The organism is Escherichia fergusonii ATCC 35469 (genome assembly GCF_000026225.1).
Classification (GTDB): domain Bacteria; phylum Pseudomonadota; class Gammaproteobacteria; order Enterobacterales; family Enterobacteriaceae; genus Escherichia; species Escherichia fergusonii.
In genome coordinates, this window is record NC_011740.1 from 3,413,791 (window position 1) to 3,434,873 (window position 21,083).

Here is a 21,083-nt window from a genome sequence, read left to right on the forward strand (position 1 = left end):
CTCCTTGTATGCTAAATACCTTCGCGCGTCAAATCCCTGAAACGTGTTCAGCGCAAAAAACATCTCGTGTTTATGCACGAGTTACTCGCTGGAGACCAGTCTGGGCGTGATAAACACGACCAGTTCACGACGTTCATTTTCTTTTCCATCATGACTGAATAATTGCCCAAGCCACGGAATATCACCTAAGAGTGGAATGCTATCCTTACCCGTTTTATTTTTGCGCGAAAATATGCCGCCCAGAGCCAGGGTCTCCCCGCTTTTGACCTCTACCTGCGTTTCGATCTCTTGTTTATCGATGGTCAACACTTCGCCATCAGATTGTTGTAGCACCTGCCCTGGCACATTCTGGCTGATATGCAGCTTTAAACGAATTCGTCCTTGTTGTAATACCGTTGGTGTGACTTCCATACCTAACACCGCCTCTTTAAACTCTACTGATGTCGCGCCACTCTCACCACTGGAAACCTGATAAGGTATTTCGCTGCCCTGCTTAATACTGGCTGGTTGTAAGTGCGATGCCAGTAAGCGTGGACTGGCAATAATATCCAGTTGCTGTTTCTGCTCCAGAGCAGAGAGTTCAAGATCCAGTAAACGCCCATTTATGCGTCCAATGTTAAAGCCCACCTGGGTTGTAGCGGTTGCGACTGCCAGATCGCTGCTCAGGGTAGTCACCTGCCCCACCTTACCGGCTTGTTGTGCCTCGCCAGCCGTCCATTTCACGCCCAACTCACGCAGGCTTTTTTCATTGATAGTCACAATATGCGCAGCCAGTTCAACCTGCCCTACGGGCACATCCATTTCTGAGATCCAGTGTTCCAGAGCGGCTAAAGCGGTTTTATTGTCACGCAATAAAAGGCGATTGGTGCGAGTATCAACCGTCATACTGCCTTTGGCGCTCAATAGTTTCCCGCCCGCTTTTGCCAGCTCAGCAGCATCCGCATATTGCAGAGCAATTGCGCGATGCTCTACAGGTAAACTGGCCAGGCGCCGGACCTGTTCAGCTTCTTGTCGTGCTGCATTTTCGTTTTGCCAGGCAGCAGAGTGTATATGCAAAATATTACCTTCCTGGCGCGAAACCAGCCCGGCACTTTTTACCACTGTCTGCAACGCCTGCTTCCAGGGAACATCGATCAAATGCAAAGAGACGAGACCACTAACATCCGGCGAAACCACGATATTCTGACGCTCTTGTTCTGCCAGTGCCTGTAACACCTGTGCGACAGGTGCATCATCCACCACTAACGTCACTTTTGCGGGTTTCGCGGCCTGCGCGACGGGAAGAGCCATCATCAGTATTGCGGCTATCCATTGCTTCATTTTCTTCTCCTTGCCTTTGCCACTGCCATTGGTCCGGCTCACATGTTTTGCCGGTATTAAGGGTCAGAAACTCAGGGGTTATCTGTAAAATCGTCCAGCCGTTTTCCAACACATCTCGCTGTTCCACGCGCTGCCACTTATGCTGACTGTCGCTGATAATGGCGATGACTCGCTCACCCTGGCCTACCATGCCGCGATAATGCCATTGGGTAAGTTCTGCTATTTGGCAGCGATCTTCCGGTGGCCTGAACGGATCCCGCATACCAGTCAGCAACAGTAGCGACATCCCAATAATGATCCCGCGCTTAACCATCATTCAGTCGCTCCAGAAGCAGGGTTATGCGTAATCCATTCTCATCCGGGTCGAGCGTAAACTGCGTAATGCGCATCTGCCGTTCCGCAAGTTGTCTGAAAACAGGAGGTATTGCTGACCAGGGGCCCTTAAGCGCAAGTTCACCGCCCTCAGCAGAAGGCTGCCACGACACGAGTTGCATCTCCGCTTGTTGAAAATCGAAAGGTGAAAAAGGTAAAGCGTTGTCGTCACTCACCAAACGTTGCTCATCAGCAGAACCGGCAATTTTATGAAGCGTTCGCCATTGCAGCAGGTTTGCCTGATGCAGACGACTTTGTGCATCGCGTCCATTTTCAACAGGAGGAGACAGGGCTATACGTGACAGTCCACACAAAGCGATCACCCAAAGTCCCCAGCAAATCAGGCGCAGACGTGGCGAAGTTGCACACCAGAAATCAAAGAACGTGTTCATTGTCGTCTCTCCGCTGTAACTGGTACTCAAATTGCCATCGCCCCTTAGCATCCTGTTGTGTTGCCCCGGTATGGATAAGCAAAAATGAAGCGTTACTGCGCAGCATCTGTTCCAGTGCAGTGAGCGAAGCAATATTTGCCGCCAGCCCACTGAGCATAAGACGATCTTTTTGCCAGGCCATTTTCGTAAACCACGCTTTTTCGGGTAGTTGCTCCGCTAAAGCGTAAAGCGCAGGCTGCCAGTTGCCGGTTGCAGCAAGCTCCTGCTGCCGCCGTTTTGCCTGTTGATGCATCTGTTGTCGTTGTAAAAGCCGTGGTTTGCTCGCCTGTAAAGCACTGGCGAGTTGTTGTTCTGCCAGCAGTAACACGCCTTCAGCACGCGTTTCTATATTGCCAATGGCATAACGGCTAAGTGTCACGCCAGAGATCAGCACCAGTGCTCCGCCGAACATCATGCTCCACAAGCGGAGAGTGGCCTTTCTGCGCGTTTGTCTCCAGGGAAGAAAATTAACGGGCATATCCATTAGTGCATCTCTCCCAAAGCCAATCCAAGGGCGATGGCAAAATCACCACCTGCCGGAGGAGCTGGAGGTTGACGCAGCGCAACACTATCCCAGGGATTTATCCCCCCTTCGCCACAAATCGCTATGCTGCCTACAGGAAGTGCCAATAACGCAGTCAGTTGTTCCAGAGAAGCGACTTCTGTTGTCGATTTGCGCCCCCAGGCGTACCGCGTTGCCCATAACCATTGTTCATCGTCGCGCCACGCCAGGCATTGTTGCTGCGGTGCTAACCGGGGAAGGAATCGTTGTAAGGCGCAGGCATCCGGGGTTATCGCTGCCAACTGGATGCGTAGCGTTTGTGCCAGTGTCAGGAGTGTTGCCACTTCTTTACTTTGCGCAGCAGTCACGTTAAAAGCCGGATTTAAGGTGTCTTCGTTATAATCAAAGCGCAGTGAGTCCGGATCCATATCCAACTCACGTGCCATTGAACCTGCCAGCCATGCGCTCTGCTCACGTTCACGTAATGACATCGCCGGGCGAGGAAATACCTTTTGTAGTGTTCTACTGGCGGGAAAGGCAAGGCAGATACGATGCCGATGTGGTAGTTCACGGCTCCATGCCTGAAGCGCCTGGGCGAGCATTTCGGGGTGGCGGATATGCCCATCTTTGATAATGTTTTCTGCCAGTGGCATCCGCCACCAGCGTTGCAGAAACCAACCAGAAGCGCCGCGAATTACGGCAACAGCCAGTACCTCGCGTTGTTGAATATGAAGCCCAATTTGCCAGGATCTGAAAGCCATAGTTGATGATCTCCTTATCACCCGTCGCACTGACGGGTATATCAATGCGTCAGGCTTGCCTTTATACTACGGCGCTTTTGTTTATAAACTGCCCAAATGAAACTAAATGGGAAATCTCCAGTGAAGTTCGTAAAGTATTTTTTGATCCTTGCAGTTTGTTGCATTCTGCTGGGAGCAGGCTCGATTTATGGCCTATATCGCTATATCGAGCCACAACTGCCGGATGTCGCGACGCTGAAAGATGTGCGTCTGCAAATCCCAATGCAGGTTTACAGCGCTGATGGCGAGCTTATCGCGCAATATGGCGAGAAACGTCGTATTCCGGTGACGCTGGATCAGATGCCACCAGAAATGGTCAAAGCCTTTATTGCGACCGAAGACAGCCGATTTTATGAGCATCACGGTGTTGACCCCGTAGGGATCTTCCGTGCCGCCAGCGTTGCGCTGTTTTCTGGTCACGCTTCCCAGGGGGCAAGTACCATTACTCAGCAGCTGGCGAGAAACTTCTTCCTCAGTCCTGAACGCACGCTGATGCGCAAAATCAAAGAAGTTTTTCTTGCCATTCGCATCGAGCAACTGCTGAATAAAGACGAAATCCTTGAGCTTTATCTCAACAAGATTTATCTCGGCTACCGTGCATACGGAGTTGGTGCTGCTGCGCAGGTCTATTTCGGCAAGACAGTTGATCAGCTGACGTTAAGCGAAATGGCGATGATCGCCGGGTTACCGAAAGCGCCTTCAACCTTTAACCCTCTCTATTCTATGGATCGGGCGCTTGCACGTCGCAATGTTGTGCTGTCGCGTATGTTAAGCGAAGGGTATATCACTCAGCAGCAATATGATCAGGCGCGGGTAGAGACGATTAATGCAAACTACCACGCACCAGAAATTGCGTTCTCTGCACCCTATCTGACCGAGATGGTACGTCAGGAGATGTATAACCGTTATGGCGAAAGCGCTTATGAAGACGGTTACCGCATTTACACCACGATTACCCGCAAAGTGCAGCAAGCAGCACAACAGGCAGTGCGTAATAATGTGCTGGACTACGATATGCGTCATGGTTATCGCGGCCCGGCAAACGAGCTGTGGAAAGTGGGGGAAACGGCATGGGATAGCCAAAAAATCACCGATACACTAAAAGCACTGCCGACTTATGGTCCGCTGTTACCCGCTGTAGTAACCAGTGCCAGTGCCCAGGAAGCGTCTGTGATGCTGGCCGATGGCTCATCGGTTACGCTGGGAATGGAAGGTGTACGTTGGGCGCGTCCTTACCGTTCCGATACACAACAAGGCTCCACACCACGTAAAGTGACTGACGTAGTGCAGGCGGGCCAGCAAATCTGGGTCCGTCAGATGGGCGATGCCTGGTGGCTGGCACAAGTACCGGAAGTTAACTCGGCACTGGTTTCCATTAATCCTCAGAATGGCGCAGTGATGGCACTGGTGGGTGGTTTTGACTTCAACCAGAGCAAGTTTAACCGCGCAACGCAGGCACTTCGCCAGGTCGGCTCTAATATCAAACCGTTCCTCTATACCGCCGCAATGGATAAAGGCCTGACGCTGGCAAGTATGTTGAACGACGTCCCAATCTCACGCTGGGATGCAGGTGCCGGATCTGACTGGCAACCGAAAAACTCTCCACCGCAGTATGCCGGTCCAATCCGCTTACGTCAGGGGCTGGGGCAGTCGAAAAACGTGGTGATGGTGCGGGCAATGCGGGCAATGGGCGTGGATTACGCGGCGGAGTATTTACAACGCTTCGGTTTCCCGGCGCAAAACATTGTTCATACTGAATCACTGGCACTGGGTTCCGCTTCCTTTACGCCGCTGCAGGTAGCTCGTGGTTACGCAGTAATGGCAAATGGCGGCTTCCTGGTCGATCCCTGGTTTATCAGTAAAATTGAGACCGATCAGGCTGGTGTCATTTTCGAAGCAAAACCCAAAATTGCTTGTCCTGAATGCGATATTCCGGTGATTTATGGCGATACGCCAAAGTCGGACGTACTGGAGAACAGCAATGTCGAGGATGTTGCTATCTCCCGGGAGCAGCAAAATTCAACAGTGCCAATGCCGCAACTGGAACAGGCAAATCAGGCATTAGTGGCCGCGACAGGCGCACAGGAATACGCGCCACATGTGATCAATACTCCGCTGGCCTTTCTGATCAAGAGTGCCCTGAACACCAATATCTTTGGTGAACCTGGCTGGCAGGGTACTGGCTGGCGTGCCGCACGAGATCTTAAACGGCGTGATATCGGCGGAAAAACAGGTACCACTAACAGTTCGAAAGATGCATGGTTCTCAGGTTACGGTCCGGGCGTCGTGACCTCGGTTTGGATTGGCTTTGATGATCACCGCCGTAATCTTGGTCATACAACGGCTTCCGGTGCGATTAAAGATCAGATCTCTGGTTACGAAGGCGGTGCGAAGAGTGCCCAGCCAGCATGGGACGCTTACATGAAAGCCGTGCTTGAAGGTGTGCCAGAACAACCGCTGACACCACCACCGGGTATTGTGACAGTGAATATTGATCGCAGCACCGGGCAACTGGCAAATGGTGGCAATAGCCGAGAAGAGTATTTCATCGAAGGCACGCAGCCTACACAACATGCGGTGCAAGAGGTGGGAACGACCATTATCGATAATGGCGAGGCTCAGGAATTGTTCTAATTAAAAAAGGCGCCTCGGCGCCTTTTTTAATGCTAAAGTCGGATACAACACGAACGCCTTCGCATGTCTATAAAATATTTAAATTCAGTGCATTACATGAATAGCCTGGCGCATCAAGTAAGTTCCTCGTATTTACAACCGCCCCTGCCCCTTCAACCACTCGCGCACGAGGAAAAGCGCACTGACATTGCGCGCTTCATTGAAGTCAGGATCTTCAAGCAAATCCATCATATGAGCCAGCGGCCAGCGAACTTGCGGCAGAGGTTCTGGCTCATCGCCTTCCAGCGATTCCGGGTAGAGATCCTGCGCTACCACGATATTCATTTTGCTGGAAAAGTAAGACGGGGCCATGCTGAGTTTCTTCAAAAAAGTCAGATCATTGGCACCAAATCCCACTTCTTCTTTAAGCTCCCGGTTAGCAGCTTCATAAACGCTTTCGCCGGGATCAATCAGCCCTTTCGAAAAGCCCAGTTCATAGGATTCCGTTCCCACCGCATATTCCCGGATCAGAATAAGATGATCGTCAATAATAGGTACAATCATTACCGCTTCCCGATTGGAAGGACGCATCCGTTCATAGACACGGCGCACGCCATTGCTGAACTCCAGATCCACACTCTCGACATTAAACAGTCGGGATCGCGCCACAGTTTCAACATTCAGGATGGTGGGTTTTTGTAATGATTTGCTCATTGTGGGAATCTTTTCAGTGAAATCTGTTGTCATTGTGCGATACAGAGCACGGTTCCGGCAATGTGAATCGCTGATTATTTACATTTATGTAACCTGATAAAAGTTAATTCTCAAATCAAATTAAAAGTCAATAGGTTGAAATAACTCCAGGAATTTGCTGATATTCCGCCTTTGGTGGTTTTGCTATGCTTTGCACTCAATGGGATGCGCTTAAAAATGCTCAAGTTCAACTCCACGCTTGCCGATAGCCAACCACAGAATCACGCATAATGTGCTGGGTGCGACCAATCACACCTGAAAGACTAAGTAAGATGGGGAACGCATGAGCACCATTTTGATTTTTGTCGTTGCTTTGCTGGCCTGCTCACTACTTGCAGGGTGGCTACTGCGATTACGAGCCCGACGGGGGCCAGTCAGCTGGGCAAACGCCTTTCCACAAGCGGACACACGTAAACTTAGCACTGAAGAACGCAGTGCGGTCGAAAATTATCTCGAAAATCTGAGTGAAACTCAGCGGGTGCCAGGCCCGACGGGGGCCAGTGCCGCGCCTGTATCGCTTTCTCTGACTGACGAAAGCAACAACGTGGTTATTCTTACGCACTCCATCACACGTTACGGTATCTCGACCGACGATCCCAACAAATGGCGCTACTACCTCGATTCCGTGGAAGTGCATCTGCCGCCCTTCTGGGAGCAGTACATCAACGACGAAAATAACGTTGAATTGATTCATACCGATTCGCTACCACTGGTAATTTCCCTCAACGGCCATACGCTACAAGAGTATATGCAAGAAACTCGCGGCTATGCGTTACAACCGGTTTCTTCTACCCAGGCATCTATTCGTGGGGAAGAGAGTGAGCAGATCGAGTTGCTTAACATCCGTAAAGAAACACATGAAGAGTATGCGCTCAGCCGCCCACGTGGACTGCGGGAGGCATTGTTGGTTGTTGCGTCGTTCTTGCTGTTTTTTTTCTGTCTGATTACCCCGGATGTGTTTGTGCCCTGGCTGGCTGGTGGCGCAATATTGCTGTTGGGTGCGGGGTTATGGGGGCTTTTTGCACCACCAGCGAAATCTTCACTGCGAGAGATCCACTGTCTGCGCGGCACTCCGCGTCGTTGGGGCCTGTTTGGTGAAAACGATCAGGAGCAGATCAACAATATTTCACTCGGTATCATCGACCTGATCTACCCCACTCACTGGCAGCCTTATATTACCCCGGATCTGGGGCAGCAGACGGATATCGACATCTACCTCGACCGTCATGTGGTGCGGCAGGGGCGTTTCCTTTCGTTGCATGACGAAGTGAAAAACTTCCCGCTTCAACACTGGCTGCGTAGCACAGTTATTGCAGCCGGTTCATTACTTGTGCTGGTCATGCTGTTGTTCTGGATCCCACTGGATATGCCTCTTAAATTTACGCTTTCATGGATGAAAGGTGCACAGACCATTGAGGCTACCAGCGTCAGGCAACTTGCAGATTCAGGCGTGCGTGTGGGAGATACACTCCATTTGCGCGGAACAGGTATGTGTAACATACGCACGGCAGGAACCTGGACAGCACAGGCTAACTCACCGTTTATACCGTTTGACTGCTCACAAATTATCTGGAATGACGCCCGTTCTTTACCACTGCCAGAATCTGAGTTAGTTAACAAGGCCATGGCGCTGACCGAAGCTGTTAACCGACAGCTGCATCCGAAATCGGAAGATGAATCTCGCGTCAGCGCAACTTTACGCTCAGCAATTCAAAAATCCGGCATGGTACTGCTTGATGATTTTGGCGATCTTGTACTGAAGACGGCAGATCTGTGCGCAGCCAAGGATGATTGCGTACGATTAAAAAATGCCCTGGTCAACCTGGGTAATAGTAAAGACTGGGAAGCATTGGTGAAACGCGCTAACGCCGGAAAACTCGACGGTGTGAACGTACTGTTGCGTCCGGTAAGCGCCGAATCACTGGACAATCTGGTGACGACGTCAACGGCACCGTTTATTACCCGCGAAACTGCGCGCGCAGCTCAATCACTCAATAGCCCGGCCCCTGGAGGCTTTTTGATTGTCAGTGATGAGGGCAGTGATTTTGTCGATCAACCCTGGCCTTCGGCTTCACTTTACGACTATCCGCCGCAAGAACAGTGGAATGCTTTCCAGAAACTGGCGCAAATGCTCATGCACACCCCGTTTAACGCAGAAGGCATTGTCACGAATATCTTTACTGACGCCAATGGCACCAAACATATTAGTCTGCATCCAATTCCTGACCGTTCCGGCCTGTGGCGTTATCTCGGTACTACATTGCTGTTACTGACGATGCTGGGTAGCGCCATCTATAATGGCGTGCAGGCGTGGCGTCGTTATCAACGTCATCGCACCAGGATGATGGAGATTCAGGCCTATTATGAAAGCTGCCTGAATCCGCAACTGATTACCTCTTCAGAAAGCCTTATTGAATAACACGTTTGCGCGGCAGGTTATGCTACCCTGTCGCGCAAATTGCTTCACTCTGGAGATTTCCCTCATGCATATCAACATTGCCTGGCAGGACGTAGATACCGTTCTGCTGGATATGGACGGCACGTTGCTCGACCTCGCCTTCGATAACTATTTCTGGCAAAAGCTGGTGCCTGAAACATGGGGGGCGAAAAACGGGGTCACGCCACAGGAAGCGATGGACTATATGCGCCAGCAATATCACGACGTGCAGCATACGCTAAACTGGTACTGTCTTGATTACTGGAGTGAGCAACTGGGTCTGGATATCTGTGCGATGACCACCGAGATGGGACCGCGTGCCGTACTGCGTGAAGATACCATTCCGTTTCTTGAGGCACTGAAAGCCAGTGGTAAGCAACGAATTTTGCTCACCAATGCTCATCCGCATAACCTGGCGGTAAAACTTGAGCATACCGGTCTGGACGCACACCTTGATTTATTACTTTCCACCCACACATTTGGTTATCCGAAAGAGGATCAGCGGTTATGGCATGCGGTGGCCGAAGCTACGGGTCTGAAAGCTGAAAGAACGCTGTTTATTGATGACAGCGAAGCGATTCTCGATGCTGCCGCACAATTTGGTATTCGTTACTGCCTCGGTGTCACAAACCCCGCTTCCGGGATTGCCGAGAAACAGTATCAGCGCCATCCGTCACTGAATGACTACCGCCGCCTGATCCCCTCGCTAATGTGAAGGAGACGCCATGAAAGAAAAACCTGCTGTTGAGGTTCGACTGGATAAATGGCTATGGGCCGCCCGTTTTTATAAAACCCGCGCGCTGGCCCGCGAAATGATCGAAGGCGGTAAGGTGCACTACAACGGGCAGCGCAGCAAGCCAAGCAAAATCGTCGAGCTGAATGCCACGCTCACTCTGCGCCAGGGAAATGACGAACGAACGGTGATTGTAAAGGCGATTACTGAACAGCGTCGCCCCGCCAGCGAGGCAGTCTTGCTGTATGAAGAGACTGCAGAAAGTGTAGAGAAACGCGAAAAAATGGCGCTGGCACGTAAACTTAATGCCTTAACCATGCCGCACCCGGACCGACGCCCGGACAAAAAAGAGCGCCGCGACCTGTTACGATTTAAACACGGCGACAGTGAATAACTGTCACCTGCAAGAGAGATGATTATGCCGCAACATGACCAATTACATCGCTATCTGTTTGAAAACTTTGCCGTGCGCGGCGAACTGGTAACCGTTTCGGAAACCCTGCAACAGATCCTTGAGAATCACGATTATCCGCAGCCCGTTAAAAACGTGCTGGCAGAACTGCTGGTTGCGACCAGCCTGTTAACCGCTACGCTAAAATTTGATGGTGATATCACCGTACAGCTGCAAGGCGACGGCCCGATGAGTCTGGCGGTCATCAACGGAAACAACAAACAGCAGATGCGTGGCGTCGCGCGCGTACAGGGCGAAATTCCGGAAAATGCCGACCTGAAAACGCTGGTCGGCAATGGTTACGTGGTGATCACCATTACCCCGAGCGAAGGCGAACGCTATCAGGGCGTGGTTGGTCTGGAAGGTGATACCCTGGCGGCCTGCCTGGAAGATTACTTTATGCGTTCTGAACAGCTGCCGACGCGCCTGTTTATTCGCACCGGCGACGTAGACGGCAAACCGGCTGCGGGCGGTATGTTGTTGCAGATAATGCCTGCACAAAATGCCCAGCAGGACGACTTCGACCATCTGGCGACGCTAACCGAAACCATCAAAACCGAAGAACTGCTGACCTTACCGGCAAACGAAGTGTTGTGGCGTTTGTATCACGAAGAAGAGGTGACGGTTTACGATCCGCAGGATGTTGAATTCAAATGCACCTGCTCGCGTGAACGTTGCGCCGACGCGCTAAAAACACTGCCGGATGAAGAAGTGGATAGCATTCTGGCGGAAGAAGGCGAAATTGACATGCATTGTGATTACTGCGGTAACCACTATCTGTTCAATGCAATGGATATTGCCGAGATCCGCAACAATGCGTCTCCGGCAGACCCGCAAGTACATTAATCATGAAATCCGGCAGAGATAACTCTGCCGGACTTCATCTTAATATGACCTTTTCAGTCGTTTACCATCCACAGTGAGATCCTGCCGGACCTGCGGTATGGCACCAATTTTATTCTCAGCCACTGCTTTTAATAGTCGATCACGTGTCAAACCTGATGGCGCCATCAACGTTTCAATCAGCTTCCACTTGTGCTCTTCATAACCGAAGACCAGCACATCACTACTCAGCTCACGATCACCGAATGTAAACAACACCTGCTCTGGCTTACCATCAGTATTGAGATCCTGACTAACAATGACGCATCTATCTGGTTTATTGCAAGATATGACACGATATCGGTACTCCATAACGCCTTCCCAGAATTCTTTATCTGGCGTCTGACTACCTGGAGCAATAGTCACCATTTTGGCTAATAATTCAGCTGTGACAACAAAGGTATCATCGTCACTGTTTTTCAGTATCCGTGCGAGTTGTCCTGCTCGCTTGTTGTCACTGGTAAACGTGTCATCTTTCGCCAGCTTTTCCAGCGCTTCACGCCCTGCTCTGCCGTTACGTTGCAGCATATACAAGCTGACCTGATCTGCGGTGATTTTGCCACTTTGATAACGCGCCATATGACTATTTACACTGATACGTTGAACATCAAGCACCGGAGAACTGAGCAGCAATAAAATGGTAAAAATGAACAAGGAAAGTGCGAGGATCACTTTGCCTTGCAGCAGAAGTGGATTGCACCCACGACGCACAATGCTCGCTACATATCCTACCGACCAGATGAGTAATACCAGTACTATCAGCGCACCGTACAGCCGCTCTGGCGTCCAGCCATAGGGATGAATTCGAAGCCACAATGCCCACCCTGCAAGAAGAACAAACACGGGGGCAATTAACAGAGACGCTTTGATAACACAACGCAAAGCAATGGGGTAAGGCAGCGAACTTTTTTGCGGTTCCCGCACAATCGCCATTAGTAACAGTAAGATCAGCGCCAGTGTGGAAAGTAAAGCAGCCGCAGAAATACGTTCTGAGATCATCTCCAGCCCAGTAAAGGGCAAGGTAACAATAAATAACAATGCCAGAACAGAAACCAGCGGCAATAACCCAGTGGCGATAAGTGTCAGCAGCTTTTGAATGGCAGTAATTAAACGTGGTTGAGTACGTGCAAGAATCACCGCCAGCGCGGTAATCAGACCAGTAGTAATGTACAGAAACCACTCACTATCAAAAAAAAGTGTTTTGAAAAAATAGATACCAACCAGCCTGAACAATGAACTCCACAGCAGTAAGACCAGCCACACAAGACCTTGTAGGACAATAAAGACAAAAACAGTCAGAGCGTTATGCCAAAGCTGGTTATAAAAATAAGAATAGGAAGGTATGCCTTTACCCTCATGCAGACGGTACTGCAACCAGGGAAGTGCCAGCAACGCCATAAATAATAAACGGCAACCAAATAAAAACAGCATCTCATACTGTTGCCACCTGTCCATGCCTTCAGCGTTGTATTTCTGCCACCATGACAGCGCCAGAACAACAAAGGCGATTACTGCCAGCCAACCCCACAATGCACGTTGTTTAAAAGAAACCACTGTAAGCAGTAGCGTTAGCGAAATAGCCAGCGTTGCGGGCAAACCAAAGAACAACCAACTGTCATGAATGGGCACCAGATAAGTCATCAACAGGTAGCATATGCCTCCCTGAATCAAACCGGTTAACGCCATACCCCAGCGTGTTTTAAGTGAAAGCTCTGTACTATCCATGTTCTGTTCCATGACCAGGAGAAAAATTAATTATCGCATTCAAGCGCAATTAAGAGATTTCAAAGATTTTTTTTCAGAAAAACGCCTGTCGAGGTGAATCGATACTTTAAATGTATCGTTTGCAACATTACTCTGGTGAATGCGATTACACTCACATTATTCCCGACAAAAACACCATTTTTTAACCTTTTAAGAACATTTTCCTCAACATAAAAAGGTTTTCTGACATAATAAGCGCCGTTTCGTGACAGGAGTCACAGCGTTTTATGGAACGTGATTTTGTCGAGATACTTAAATCTATGAGCCTTGTCGCGGTTAACACCCCTCAAATACCCTTAATATTTCAGGTAATACATATTGGCTAAGGAGCAGTGAAATGCGCGTGAACAAAAGTTTAACCCCGCAGGATCTCATGGCTTATGGTATCAACGACGTTCAGGATATCGTTTACAACCCGAGCTACGACCTTTTATTTCAGGAAGAGCTGGACCCGAACCTGAAAGGATACGAGCGCGGTGTGTTGACCAATTTGGGTGCCGTGGCTGTCGACACTGGCGTCTTTACTGGTCGTTCACCGAAAGACAAGTATATTGTCCGCGATGACACCACGCGTGATACTTTCTGGTGGGCTGATAAAGGTAAAGGCAAGAACGACAACAAACCACTTTCTCCAGAAACCTGGCAGCATCTGAAAGGCCTTGTAACCAACCAACTTTCTGGCAAACGTCTTTTCGTCGTTGACGCCTTCTGCGGCGCAAACGCTGACACCCGTCTTTCCGTACGTTTCATTACCGAAGTGGCCTGGCAGGCGCATTTCGTCAAAAACATGTTTATCCGCCCAACGGATGAAGAACTGGTAGATTTTGAGCCAGACTTTATCGTTATGAACGGCGCAAAATGCACTAACCCACAGTGGAAAGAACAGGGTCTAAACTCTGAAAACTTCGTGGCGTTTAACTTAACTGAACGTATGCAGCTGATTGGCGGCACCTGGTACGGCGGCGAAATGAAGAAAGGGATGTTCTCAATGATGAACTACCTGCTGCCGCTGAAAGGCATCGCTTCTATGCACTGCTCCGCCAACGTTGGCGAGAAAGGCGATGTTGCGGTGTTCTTTGGCCTTTCCGGCACCGGTAAAACCACCCTTTCCACCGACCCGAAACGTCGCCTGATTGGCGATGACGAGCACGGCTGGGATGACGACGGCGTGTTTAACTTCGAAGGCGGCTGCTACGCGAAAACCATCAAGCTGTCGAAAGAAGCGGAACCTGAAATCTACAACGCTATCCGCCGCGATGCGCTGCTGGAAAACGTCACCGTACGTGAAGATGGTACTATCGATTTTGACGATGGTTCAAAAACCGAGAACACCCGCGTTTCTTATCCGATCTATCACATCGATAACATCGTTAAACCGGTTTCCAAAGCGGGCCACGCAACTAAAGTTATCTTCCTGACCGCAGACGCCTTTGGCGTACTGCCGCCGGTTTCTCGTCTGACTGCCGATCAAACCCAGTACCACTTCCTCTCTGGCTTCACCGCCAAACTGGCCGGTACAGAGCGCGGCATCACCGAACCGACGCCAACCTTCTCCGCTTGCTTCGGCGCAGCATTCCTGTCGCTGCACCCGACTCAGTACGCAGAAGTGCTGGTGAAACGTATGCAGGCGGCAGGTGCACAGGCGTATCTGGTTAACACTGGCTGGAACGGCACTGGCAAACGTATCTCCATTAAAGATACCCGCGCCATTATCGACGCCATCCTCAACGGTTCGCTGGATAACGCAGAAACCTTCACTTTGCCGATGTTTAACCTGGCAATCCCAACCGAACTGCCAGGCGTAGACACGAAGATCCTCGATCCGCGTAACACCTACGCTTCTTCTGAACAGTGGCAGGAAAAAGCCGAAACTCTGGCGAAACTGTTTATCGACAATTTCGATAAATACACCGACACCCCAGCGGGTGCCGCGCTGGTAGAAGCAGGTCCGAAGCTGTAATCGGCTGATATCTAACTGGCCCCTTATCCAAACGGATAAGGGGTTTTTTATATCTAATGAGCTACCAATATGTACAAGGTACACTTATAATTACCAATAGACCGCAGGATGCATAATGTTCACGTTTATTGAACTACAAGGATTTAGCAAACGCCGCCAGTTATTGTTGCCTGATGATGAGTTCCGGGCTTTTCAGGAACTACTCATTCAAGATCCTACTGCCGGTGACATTATCGCAGGCACAGGCAGTTTTAGAAAAATTCGCTGGAACCGTTCTGGAATGGGGAAACGGGGTGGCATTCGGATAATTTATTACAACGTAACACGCAATGGCCGAATTTATCTGGCGTTGATTTATCCTAAAAATGAACAGGATGATTTAACAGAAGAACAAAAAAAGGCATTGAAACTATTGTCCGAGAAGCTGCTTTAATGTTGAAGCTCCACAAATTCCACCATGGTGAAATGCCAACGGAGGCATTGAAAACAGATGAAAGATGAATTATTTGCTGATCTTCTTGCCAGCGCAGAAGAAATGGTACGCATCGAAAAGGGTGAAGAAACGCCTGAACCAGAGCACGTCCATACTTTTAGCGAAATCGATGTAAAAGCGATCCGTGAAGCAACGGGCTTACGTCAGCAAGATTTTGCTGTCGCTGTAGGGGTAAGTTATGACCTGGTCAAAAGCTGGGAAACCAAACGCCGTCAACCTACCGGAGCACCCCGAAAATTGCTCCTGCTTTTGCAAGCGAACCCTTTCATTATCAATCAATTGAAAACAATCTAAAAACAGGAGGCACCTTCGCCTCCTGTTTTATTTACCCTTCTTTTGTCGTGCCCTGCGCCCGCGTTACCGGCATTGGCAGCCAGGCGCGAATGGAAAGCCCGCCCCGCTCGCTGGTGCCAAGCTCCAGCATCCCGTTATGGTTATCCACGATACGCTGCACAATCGCCAGGCCTAGCCCAGTGCCGCTAATGGTGCGCGCACTGTCGCCGCGGACAAACGGCTGGAACAGGTGCTTACGCTGTTCAGGCGCAATACCCGGACCGTCATCTTCTACCTGGAACCAGGCGCGATTCGGCTCCGTGCCGCTGCTGACTTTAATCCAGCCGTTGCCGTAACGAGCAGCGTTCACCACCATATTCGCCACCGCGCGTTTGATCGACAGCGGGTGCATTTTCACTTCAATGCTGCCGGGGTAAAGCGCGGTTTCAATTTCCCGCTCATAGCCACTTTCGGCGGCAATCACCTCACCGAGCACTGCGTTGAGATCCGCCATTTCCATCGGCATCTCCTGCCCGGTGCGCAGGTAGTCGATAAACTGTTCAATGATGGCATTGCACTCTTCGATATCTTTATTGATCGATTCTGCCAGGTAGCCATCCTGCTCGCTCATCATCTCGGTCGCCAGACGAATACGTGTCAGCGGCGTGCGCAAGTCGTGGCTTACCCCTGCCATCAGCAGTGTGCGGTCATCCGCCAGTTGCTTAACACCAGCCGCCATATGGTTAAAGGCGCGGGTAACGGAACGCACCTCCGAAGCGCCATACTCACGCAGCGGCGGCGGAATAATCCCCTTACCCACCTGCAAGGCAGCGTGTTCGAGATCGACCAACGGTCGGTTCTGGATACGAATAAATAGCCACGCCCCACCTATCGCCAATAGCATAATCGCCAACGTATAGCGGAACAGCGGGGAGAAATCGCCCTGATGAATTTCGGTCAGCGGCACGCGTACCCAGATATTGGGCGACAGCCAGGTTTTCAGCCAGACGACAGGCGAGCTTTTGTTGACCTCAACGCGTACTTCCGTCGGGCCGCCCAGTTGTTGCGCCATCTGATGGCTTAAGAATTCATAGTGTTGTGCCCAACGCAGGCCTGCCTCTTCGGCAGCTTCGTTGGAGTAGAGAGAGATCCCCAGCTCACGGTAGATCTCCCGACGGAAAGCGGGAGGCACAACCAATTGCGTGCCGTCCTCCAGTTGCAGTTTGTCGGTCATCAACATACGCACTTCGTACGCGAGGACTTTATTAAACTGCTGGAGGCTCGGCAAAATAGCGAAGTTCAGCACCACCAGATAAGTCGTCACCAGGCTGACGAACAGCAAGGTGACGATGAGCAATAACGTACGGGCAAATGAACTTCGTGGCGAGAAGCGCAATCGCCTCATGCTTTAGAACCGTCCGGCACGAAAACGTAGCCCAGACCCCAAACGGTCTGAATGTAACGCGGATGCGCTGGATCTTCTTCCACCATGCGGCGCAGACGCGAGATCTGCACGTCGATGGAACGTTCCATTGCGGAGTATTCACGACCACGGGCAAGGTTCATCAGCTTATCGCGGGAGAGCGGCTCACGCGGATGGCTAACCAGCGCCTTCAGTACCGCAAACTCACCGCTGGTCAGCGGCATTGGCTCATCTTCGCGGAACATTTCACGCGTCCCGAGGTTGAGTTTGAACTTACCGAAAGCAATCACCGCCTCTTCCTGTGACGGCGCGCCCGGCAGCTCGTTCGCCTGACGACGCAGTACCGCACGGATACGGGCCAGCAGTTCACGCGGGTTAAACGGTTTTGGAATGTAGTCGTCAGCGCCAATCTCCAGGCCAACGATACGATCCACTTCTTCCCCTTTCGCCGTCACCATAATGATCGGCATCGGGTTGCTCTGGCTACGAAGACGTCGGCAAATCGACAAGCCATCTTCACCAGGTAACATCAAATCCAGTACCATAAGATGGAAAGATTCACGAGTCAGCAGGCGATCCATCTGTTCTGCATTAGCGACGCTTCGAACCTGGAAGCCTTGTTCGGTGAGATAACGTTCCAGCAGCGCACGCAGGCGCATGTCGTCATCGACCACCAGAATCTTGTAGTTCTCTTGCATTCTTTGTACTCCCAAAGGTTCGCAACAATTTGTAAGCGTGTATTCTTAAAAAAGCTTACGTTCGTCACCAGCTAAATCTGGTATGAATTTCAGCCTAAATTGTTACAAAGCATATTAAACAGCAGCTTAAGTATACAATTTATTCGGCGAAACATTATTGATTCTGTTGATATGATCACGTTATACCCAATGTGCGCATTATCAAACAGACAAAGGGAATCAACGAGATGAAAACGCCCCTGGTTACCCGGGAAGGGTATGAAAAACTCAAACAAGAGCTAAATTATCTCTGGCGTGAAGAGCGCCCGGAGGTCACAAAAAAGGTGACCTGGGCTGCAAGTCTGGGCGACCGCAGCGAAAATGCTGACTATCAGTATAATAAAAAGCGTCTGCGTGAAATCGACCGTCGCGTGCGCTATCTCACTAAATGCATGGAAAATCTCAAAATCGTCGATTACTCCCCGCAGCAGGAAGGCAAAGTCTTTTTTGGCGCGTGGGTGGAGATTGAAAACGACGATGGCGTGACTCACCGTTTCCGTATTGTTGGCTACGATGAAATTTTTGGCCGTAAAGATTACATCTCTATCGATTCCCCGATGGCTCGCGCATTGCTGAAAAAAGAGGTGGGCGATCTGGCGGTGGTGAATACCCCTGCCGGGGAAGCGAGCTGGTATGTTAATGCTATCGAGTACGTGAAACCGTAAGGAAGAGTCTTAACCTCCTGCCGATGGCTGGCATTTTTGCCAGCCAGTCCGTATAACTATCCCCTGATTTTTGATCCGAAAAGATGAACTCAAACCATGATGAATGATTCGTTCTGCCGCATTATTGCGGGTGAAATTCAGGCGCGCCCGGAACAGGTTGACGCTGCCGTTCGCCTGCTTGACGAAGGGAATACCGTGCCGTTTATCGCACGTTATCGTAAGGAAATCACCGGCGGTCTGGATGACACGCAGCTGCGTAATCTGGAAACGCGTCTGAGCTATTTGCGCGAACTGGAAGAGAGACGTCAGGCGATCCTCAAGTCCATTTCCGAGCAAGGCAAGCTCACTGACGAGCTGGCGAATGCCATCAACGCCACACTAAGCAAAACCGAACTCGAAGACCTCTACCTGCCCTACAAACCTAAACGCCGCACCCGCGGGCAAATCGCCATTGAAGCAGGGCTTGAGCCGTTGGCCGACCTACTGTGGAACGATCCGTCGCACACGCCAGAAGTCGCCGCTGCACAATATGTTGATGCCGATAAAGGCGTAGCAGATACCAAAGCCGCGCTGGACGGCGCGCGCTATATCCTGATGGAACGGTTTGCCGAAGATGCCGCGCTGCTGGCGAAAGTGCGTGATTATCTGTGGAAGAACGCGCATTTGGTTTCTACGGTGGTGAACGGTAAAGAAGAGGAAGGGGCGAAATTCCGCGACTATTTCGATCATCACGAACCGCTGTCAACGGTGCCTTCTCACCGCGCGCTGGCGATGTTCCGTGGGCGTAACGAAGGCGTGCTCCAGCTTTCGCTAAATGCCGATCCGCAGTTCGACGAACCGCCAAAAGAGAGCTACTGCGAGCAAATCATCATGGATCACCTCAGTCTGCGCCTGAACAATGCCCCGGTGGATAGCTGGCGCAAAGGCGTAGTGAGCTGGACCTGGCGCATCAAGGTGCTGATGCACCTGGAAACCGAACTGATGGGCACAGTGCGTGAACGCGCGGAAGATGAAGCAATCAACGTCTTTGCCCGTAACCTACACGATCTTCTGATGGCGGCCCCTGCCGGACTGCGTGCAACGATGGGCCTCGATCCGGGTCTGCGTACTGGGGTAAAAGTAGCGGTAGTCGATGCGACGGGTAAACTGGTGGCGACCGACACCATTTACCCGCACACCGGACAAGCCGCAAAAGCAGCGATGACCGTTGCTGCCCTGTGTGAAAAACATAACGTTGAACTGGTGGCAATCGGTAACGGTACGGCTTCCCGCGAAACCGAGCGTTTCTATCTCGACGTTCAGAAGCAGTTTCCGAAAGTGACCGCACAGAAAGTGATCGTCAGCGAAGCAGGCGCGTCGGTTTACTCGGCTTCCGAACTGGCGGCGCAGGAGTTCCCGGATCTCGATGTTTCGCTGCGTGGCGCGGTGTCTATCGCCCGTCGTTTGCAGGATCCGCTGGCGGAGTTGGTGAAAATCGATCCGAAATCTATCGGCGTAGGTCAGTATCAGCATGACGTCAGCCAGACGCAACTGGCCCGCAAACTGGATGCAGTAGTAGAAGACTGCGTAAACGCCGTTGGCGTCGATCTCAACACCGCTTCCGTTCCGCTGTTAACCCGCGTGGCGGGCCTGACGCGCATGATGGCGCAAAACATCGTGGCCTGGCGCGATGAGAACGGTCAGTTCCAGAACCGTCAGCAACTGCTGAAAGTCAGCCGTGTGGGGCCGAAAGCCTTCGAGCAGTGCGCGGGCTTCCTGCGGATTAACAACGGCGATAACCCGCTGGACGCCTCTACCGTTCACCCGGAAGCCTATCCGGTGGTGGAACGCATTCTGGCAGCAACACAGCAGGCACTGAAAGATCTGATGGGTAACAGCAGCGAGCTGCGTAACCTGAAAGCGTCTGACTTTACTGATGAGAAATTCGGTGTGCCGACAGTAACTGACATCATCAAAGAGCTGGAAAAACCAGGTCGCGATCCGCGTCCGGAATTTAAAACCGCCCAGTTTGCCGATGGCGTCGAGACAATGAACGACCTGCAACCGGGGATGATCCTCGAAGGTGCGGTGACCAACGTCACCAACTTTGGCGCGTTTGTCGATATTGGCGTGCATCAGGACGGCCTGGTTCACATCTCTTCATTGTCGAACAAGTTTGTGGAAGATCCGCATACCGTGGTGAAAGCGGGCGACATTGTGAAGGTGAAAGTGCTGGAAGTGGATCTTCAGCGTAAACGTATCGCCCTGACTATGCGTCTGGACGAGCAGCCTGGCGAAACCAACGCCCGTCGCAGCGGCGGTAATGAACGTTCACAAAACAACCGCCCGGCAGCCAAACCACGCGGTCGTGAAGCGCAGCCTACCGGTAACAGCGCGATGATGGATGCGCTGGCGGCGGCAATGGGCAAAAAACGTTAAACGCCCTGATTAGCCCCTAAACCTGCGCGATAAGGCGTTCACGCCGCATCTGGCAA

The 21,083-nt window shown here is 51.2% G+C and carries 19 protein-coding genes; 10 read left to right on the top strand and 9 right to left on the bottom strand.

Annotated elements, in window-relative coordinates:
• Positions 1 to 81 precede the first annotated feature (81 nt).
• From hofQ to EFER_RS16885, 5 genes are read right to left on the bottom strand one after another with little or no spacing between them, the layout of a single operon-like run.
• On the bottom strand, positions 82 to 1,320 hold the full coding sequence (gene hofQ, locus EFER_RS16865; RefSeq protein WP_048814544.1) for a DNA uptake porin HofQ: 1,239 nt from the start codon (positions 1,318 to 1,320) through the stop codon (positions 82 to 84).
• Positions 1,232 to 1,636 (bottom strand): HofP DNA utilization family protein, encoded by a 405-nt coding sequence (locus tag EFER_RS16870; protein WP_000989490.1) that lies wholly within the window; start codon positions 1,634 to 1,636, stop codon positions 1,232 to 1,234. Before EFER_RS16870 ends, hofQ begins: the two co-directional genes overlap by 89 nt.
• A complete protein-coding gene (locus EFER_RS16875) occupies positions 1,626 to 2,084 on the bottom strand; it encodes a HofO family protein (RefSeq protein WP_001091221.1) in 459 nt (152 codons plus the stop codon). Before EFER_RS16875 ends, EFER_RS16870 begins: the two co-directional genes overlap by 11 nt.
• A complete protein-coding gene (locus EFER_RS16880) occupies positions 2,068 to 2,607 on the bottom strand; it encodes a PilN domain-containing protein (protein WP_000367544.1) in 540 nt (179 codons plus the stop codon). Before EFER_RS16880 ends, EFER_RS16875 begins: the two co-directional genes overlap by 17 nt.
• Positions 2,607 to 3,386 carry a type IV pilus biogenesis protein PilM gene (locus tag EFER_RS16885; RefSeq protein WP_000885666.1) on the bottom strand — a complete coding sequence of 260 codons (780 nt, stop codon included), beginning with the start codon at positions 3,384 to 3,386 and terminating at the stop codon, positions 2,607 to 2,609. The genes EFER_RS16880 and EFER_RS16885 overlap by 1 nt, the downstream gene beginning before the upstream one ends.
• Positions 3,387 to 3,506: 120 nt before the next feature.
• Between EFER_RS16885 and mrcA the strand changes: the two genes are divergently transcribed.
• Positions 3,507 to 6,059 carry a peptidoglycan glycosyltransferase/peptidoglycan DD-transpeptidase MrcA gene (gene mrcA / locus EFER_RS16890; RefSeq protein WP_015953782.1) on the top strand — a complete coding sequence of 851 codons (2,553 nt, stop codon included), beginning with the start codon at positions 3,507 to 3,509 and terminating at the stop codon, positions 6,057 to 6,059.
• 132 nt (positions 6,060 to 6,191) lie between these two features.
• Here mrcA and nudE read toward each other — a convergent pair whose 3' ends face one another.
• Positions 6,192 to 6,752 carry an ADP compounds hydrolase NudE gene (nudE, locus tag EFER_RS16895; RefSeq protein ID WP_000045733.1) on the bottom strand — a complete coding sequence of 187 codons (561 nt, stop codon included), beginning with the start codon at positions 6,750 to 6,752 and terminating at the stop codon, positions 6,192 to 6,194.
• Between the two features lie 322 nt (positions 6,753 to 7,074).
• Between nudE and igaA the strand changes: the two genes are divergently transcribed.
• From igaA to hslO, 4 genes are all read left to right on the top strand, one after another.
• Positions 7,075 to 9,210: an intracellular growth attenuator protein IgaA gene (igaA, locus tag EFER_RS16900; RefSeq protein ID WP_000104107.1), complete on the top strand. Its 2,136-nt coding sequence runs from the start codon at positions 7,075 to 7,077 to the stop codon at positions 9,208 to 9,210.
• Positions 9,211 to 9,274: 64 nt separating this feature from the next.
• Positions 9,275 to 9,943, top strand: coding sequence for a GMP/IMP nucleotidase (gene yrfG / locus EFER_RS16905; RefSeq protein WP_015953783.1), 669 nt, complete (start codon positions 9,275 to 9,277; stop codon positions 9,941 to 9,943).
• A gap of 10 nt (positions 9,944 to 9,953) precedes the next feature.
• A complete protein-coding gene (hslR, locus tag EFER_RS16910) occupies positions 9,954 to 10,355 on the top strand; it encodes a ribosome-associated heat shock protein Hsp15 (RefSeq protein WP_000660487.1) in 402 nt (133 codons plus the stop codon).
• A 24-nt stretch (positions 10,356 to 10,379) separates the two neighbouring features.
• Entirely contained in the window at positions 10,380 to 11,258 is an 879-nt protein-coding gene (gene hslO, locus EFER_RS16915; protein ID WP_015953784.1) for an Hsp33 family molecular chaperone HslO, read from the top strand.
• 39 nt (positions 11,259 to 11,297) lie between these two features.
• Here the strand turns inward: hslO and EFER_RS16920 are convergent, their stop codons facing one another.
• Positions 11,298 to 13,019 carry a DUF4153 domain-containing protein gene (locus tag EFER_RS16920; protein ID WP_000378495.1) on the bottom strand — a complete coding sequence of 574 codons (1,722 nt, stop codon included), beginning with the start codon at positions 13,017 to 13,019 and terminating at the stop codon, positions 11,298 to 11,300.
• Between the two features lie 376 nt (positions 13,020 to 13,395).
• Between EFER_RS16920 and pckA the strand changes: the two genes are divergently transcribed.
• The 3 genes from pckA to nadS all read left to right on the top strand — a co-directional run bounded on the left by pckA (position 13,396) and on the right by nadS (position 15,805).
• The gene (gene pckA, locus EFER_RS16925; protein ID WP_001265635.1) at positions 13,396 to 15,018 is read left to right on the top strand and encodes a phosphoenolpyruvate carboxykinase (ATP); all 1,623 of its coding nucleotides are present in this window, start codon (positions 13,396 to 13,398) and stop codon (positions 15,016 to 15,018) included.
• Positions 15,019 to 15,133: 115 nt separating this feature from the next.
• Entirely contained in the window at positions 15,134 to 15,451 is a 318-nt protein-coding gene (locus EFER_RS16930) for a type II toxin-antitoxin system RelE/ParE family toxin (RefSeq protein WP_000493754.1), read from the top strand.
• A gap of 57 nt (positions 15,452 to 15,508) precedes the next feature.
• Entirely contained in the window at positions 15,509 to 15,805 is a 297-nt protein-coding gene (nadS, locus tag EFER_RS16935; protein ID WP_000650976.1) for a NadS family protein, read from the top strand.
• A 31-nt stretch (positions 15,806 to 15,836) separates the two neighbouring features.
• Here the strand turns inward: nadS and envZ are convergent, their stop codons facing one another.
• Positions 15,837 to 17,189 (bottom strand): two-component system sensor histidine kinase EnvZ, encoded by a 1,353-nt coding sequence (gene envZ, locus EFER_RS16940; RefSeq protein ID WP_001253705.1) that lies wholly within the window; start codon positions 17,187 to 17,189, stop codon positions 15,837 to 15,839.
• A complete protein-coding gene (gene ompR / locus EFER_RS16945) occupies positions 17,186 to 17,905 on the bottom strand; it encodes an osmolarity response regulator transcription factor OmpR (RefSeq protein WP_001157751.1) in 720 nt (239 codons plus the stop codon). Before ompR ends, envZ begins: the two co-directional genes overlap by 4 nt.
• A gap of 227 nt (positions 17,906 to 18,132) precedes the next feature.
• Between ompR and greB the strand changes: the two genes are divergently transcribed.
• Both greB and EFER_RS16955 read left to right on the top strand, forming a co-directional pair.
• Positions 18,133 to 18,609 carry a transcription elongation factor GreB gene (greB, locus tag EFER_RS16950; RefSeq protein ID WP_000856744.1) on the top strand — a complete coding sequence of 159 codons (477 nt, stop codon included), beginning with the start codon at positions 18,133 to 18,135 and terminating at the stop codon, positions 18,607 to 18,609.
• Positions 18,610 to 18,705: 96 nt separating this feature from the next.
• On the top strand, positions 18,706 to 21,027 hold the full coding sequence (locus EFER_RS16955; RefSeq protein ID WP_000980753.1) for a Tex family protein: 2,322 nt from the start codon (positions 18,706 to 18,708) through the stop codon (positions 21,025 to 21,027).
• The last annotated feature ends 56 nt before the right edge of the window (positions 21,028 to 21,083 follow it).

What these genes read in the sequence shown, in the direction of transcription:
- hofQ (WP_048814544.1), bottom strand. Translation starts at nt 1,320, where the DNA reads ATGAAGCAATGGATAGCCGCAATACTGATGATGGCTCTTCCCGTCGCG.
- EFER_RS16870 (WP_000989490.1), bottom strand. Translation starts at nt 1,636, where the DNA reads ATGATGGTTAAGCGCGGGATCATTATTGGGATGTCGCTACTGTTGCTG.
- EFER_RS16875 (WP_001091221.1), bottom strand. Translation starts at nt 2,084, where the DNA reads ATGAACACGTTCTTTGATTTCTGGTGTGCAACTTCGCCACGTCTGCGC.
- EFER_RS16880 (WP_000367544.1), bottom strand. Translation starts at nt 2,607, where the DNA reads ATGGATATGCCCGTTAATTTTCTTCCCTGGAGACAAACGCGCAGAAAG.
- EFER_RS16885 (WP_000885666.1), bottom strand. Translation starts at nt 3,386, where the DNA reads ATGGCTTTCAGATCCTGGCAAATTGGGCTTCATATTCAACAACGCGAG.
- nudE (WP_000045733.1), bottom strand. Translation starts at nt 6,752, where the DNA reads ATGAGCAAATCATTACAAAAACCCACCATCCTGAATGTTGAAACTGTG.
- igaA (WP_000104107.1), top strand. Translation starts at nt 7,075, where the DNA reads ATGAGCACCATTTTGATTTTTGTCGTTGCTTTGCTGGCCTGCTCACTA.
- yrfG (WP_015953783.1), top strand. Translation starts at nt 9,275, where the DNA reads ATGCATATCAACATTGCCTGGCAGGACGTAGATACCGTTCTGCTGGAT.
- hslR (WP_000660487.1), top strand. Translation starts at nt 9,954, where the DNA reads ATGAAAGAAAAACCTGCTGTTGAGGTTCGACTGGATAAATGGCTATGG.
- hslO (WP_015953784.1), top strand. Translation starts at nt 10,380, where the DNA reads ATGCCGCAACATGACCAATTACATCGCTATCTGTTTGAAAACTTTGCC.
- EFER_RS16920 (WP_000378495.1), bottom strand. Translation starts at nt 13,019, where the DNA reads ATGGATAGTACAGAGCTTTCACTTAAAACACGCTGGGGTATGGCGTTA.
- pckA (WP_001265635.1), top strand. Translation starts at nt 13,396, where the DNA reads ATGCGCGTGAACAAAAGTTTAACCCCGCAGGATCTCATGGCTTATGGT.
- EFER_RS16930 (WP_000493754.1), top strand. Translation starts at nt 15,134, where the DNA reads ATGTTCACGTTTATTGAACTACAAGGATTTAGCAAACGCCGCCAGTTA.
- nadS (WP_000650976.1), top strand. Translation starts at nt 15,509, where the DNA reads ATGAAAGATGAATTATTTGCTGATCTTCTTGCCAGCGCAGAAGAAATG.
- envZ (WP_001253705.1), bottom strand. Translation starts at nt 17,189, where the DNA reads ATGAGGCGATTGCGCTTCTCGCCACGAAGTTCATTTGCCCGTACGTTA.
- ompR (WP_001157751.1), bottom strand. Translation starts at nt 17,905, where the DNA reads ATGCAAGAGAACTACAAGATTCTGGTGGTCGATGACGACATGCGCCTG.
- greB (WP_000856744.1), top strand. Translation starts at nt 18,133, where the DNA reads ATGAAAACGCCCCTGGTTACCCGGGAAGGGTATGAAAAACTCAAACAA.
- EFER_RS16955 (WP_000980753.1), top strand. Translation starts at nt 18,706, where the DNA reads ATGATGAATGATTCGTTCTGCCGCATTATTGCGGGTGAAATTCAGGCG.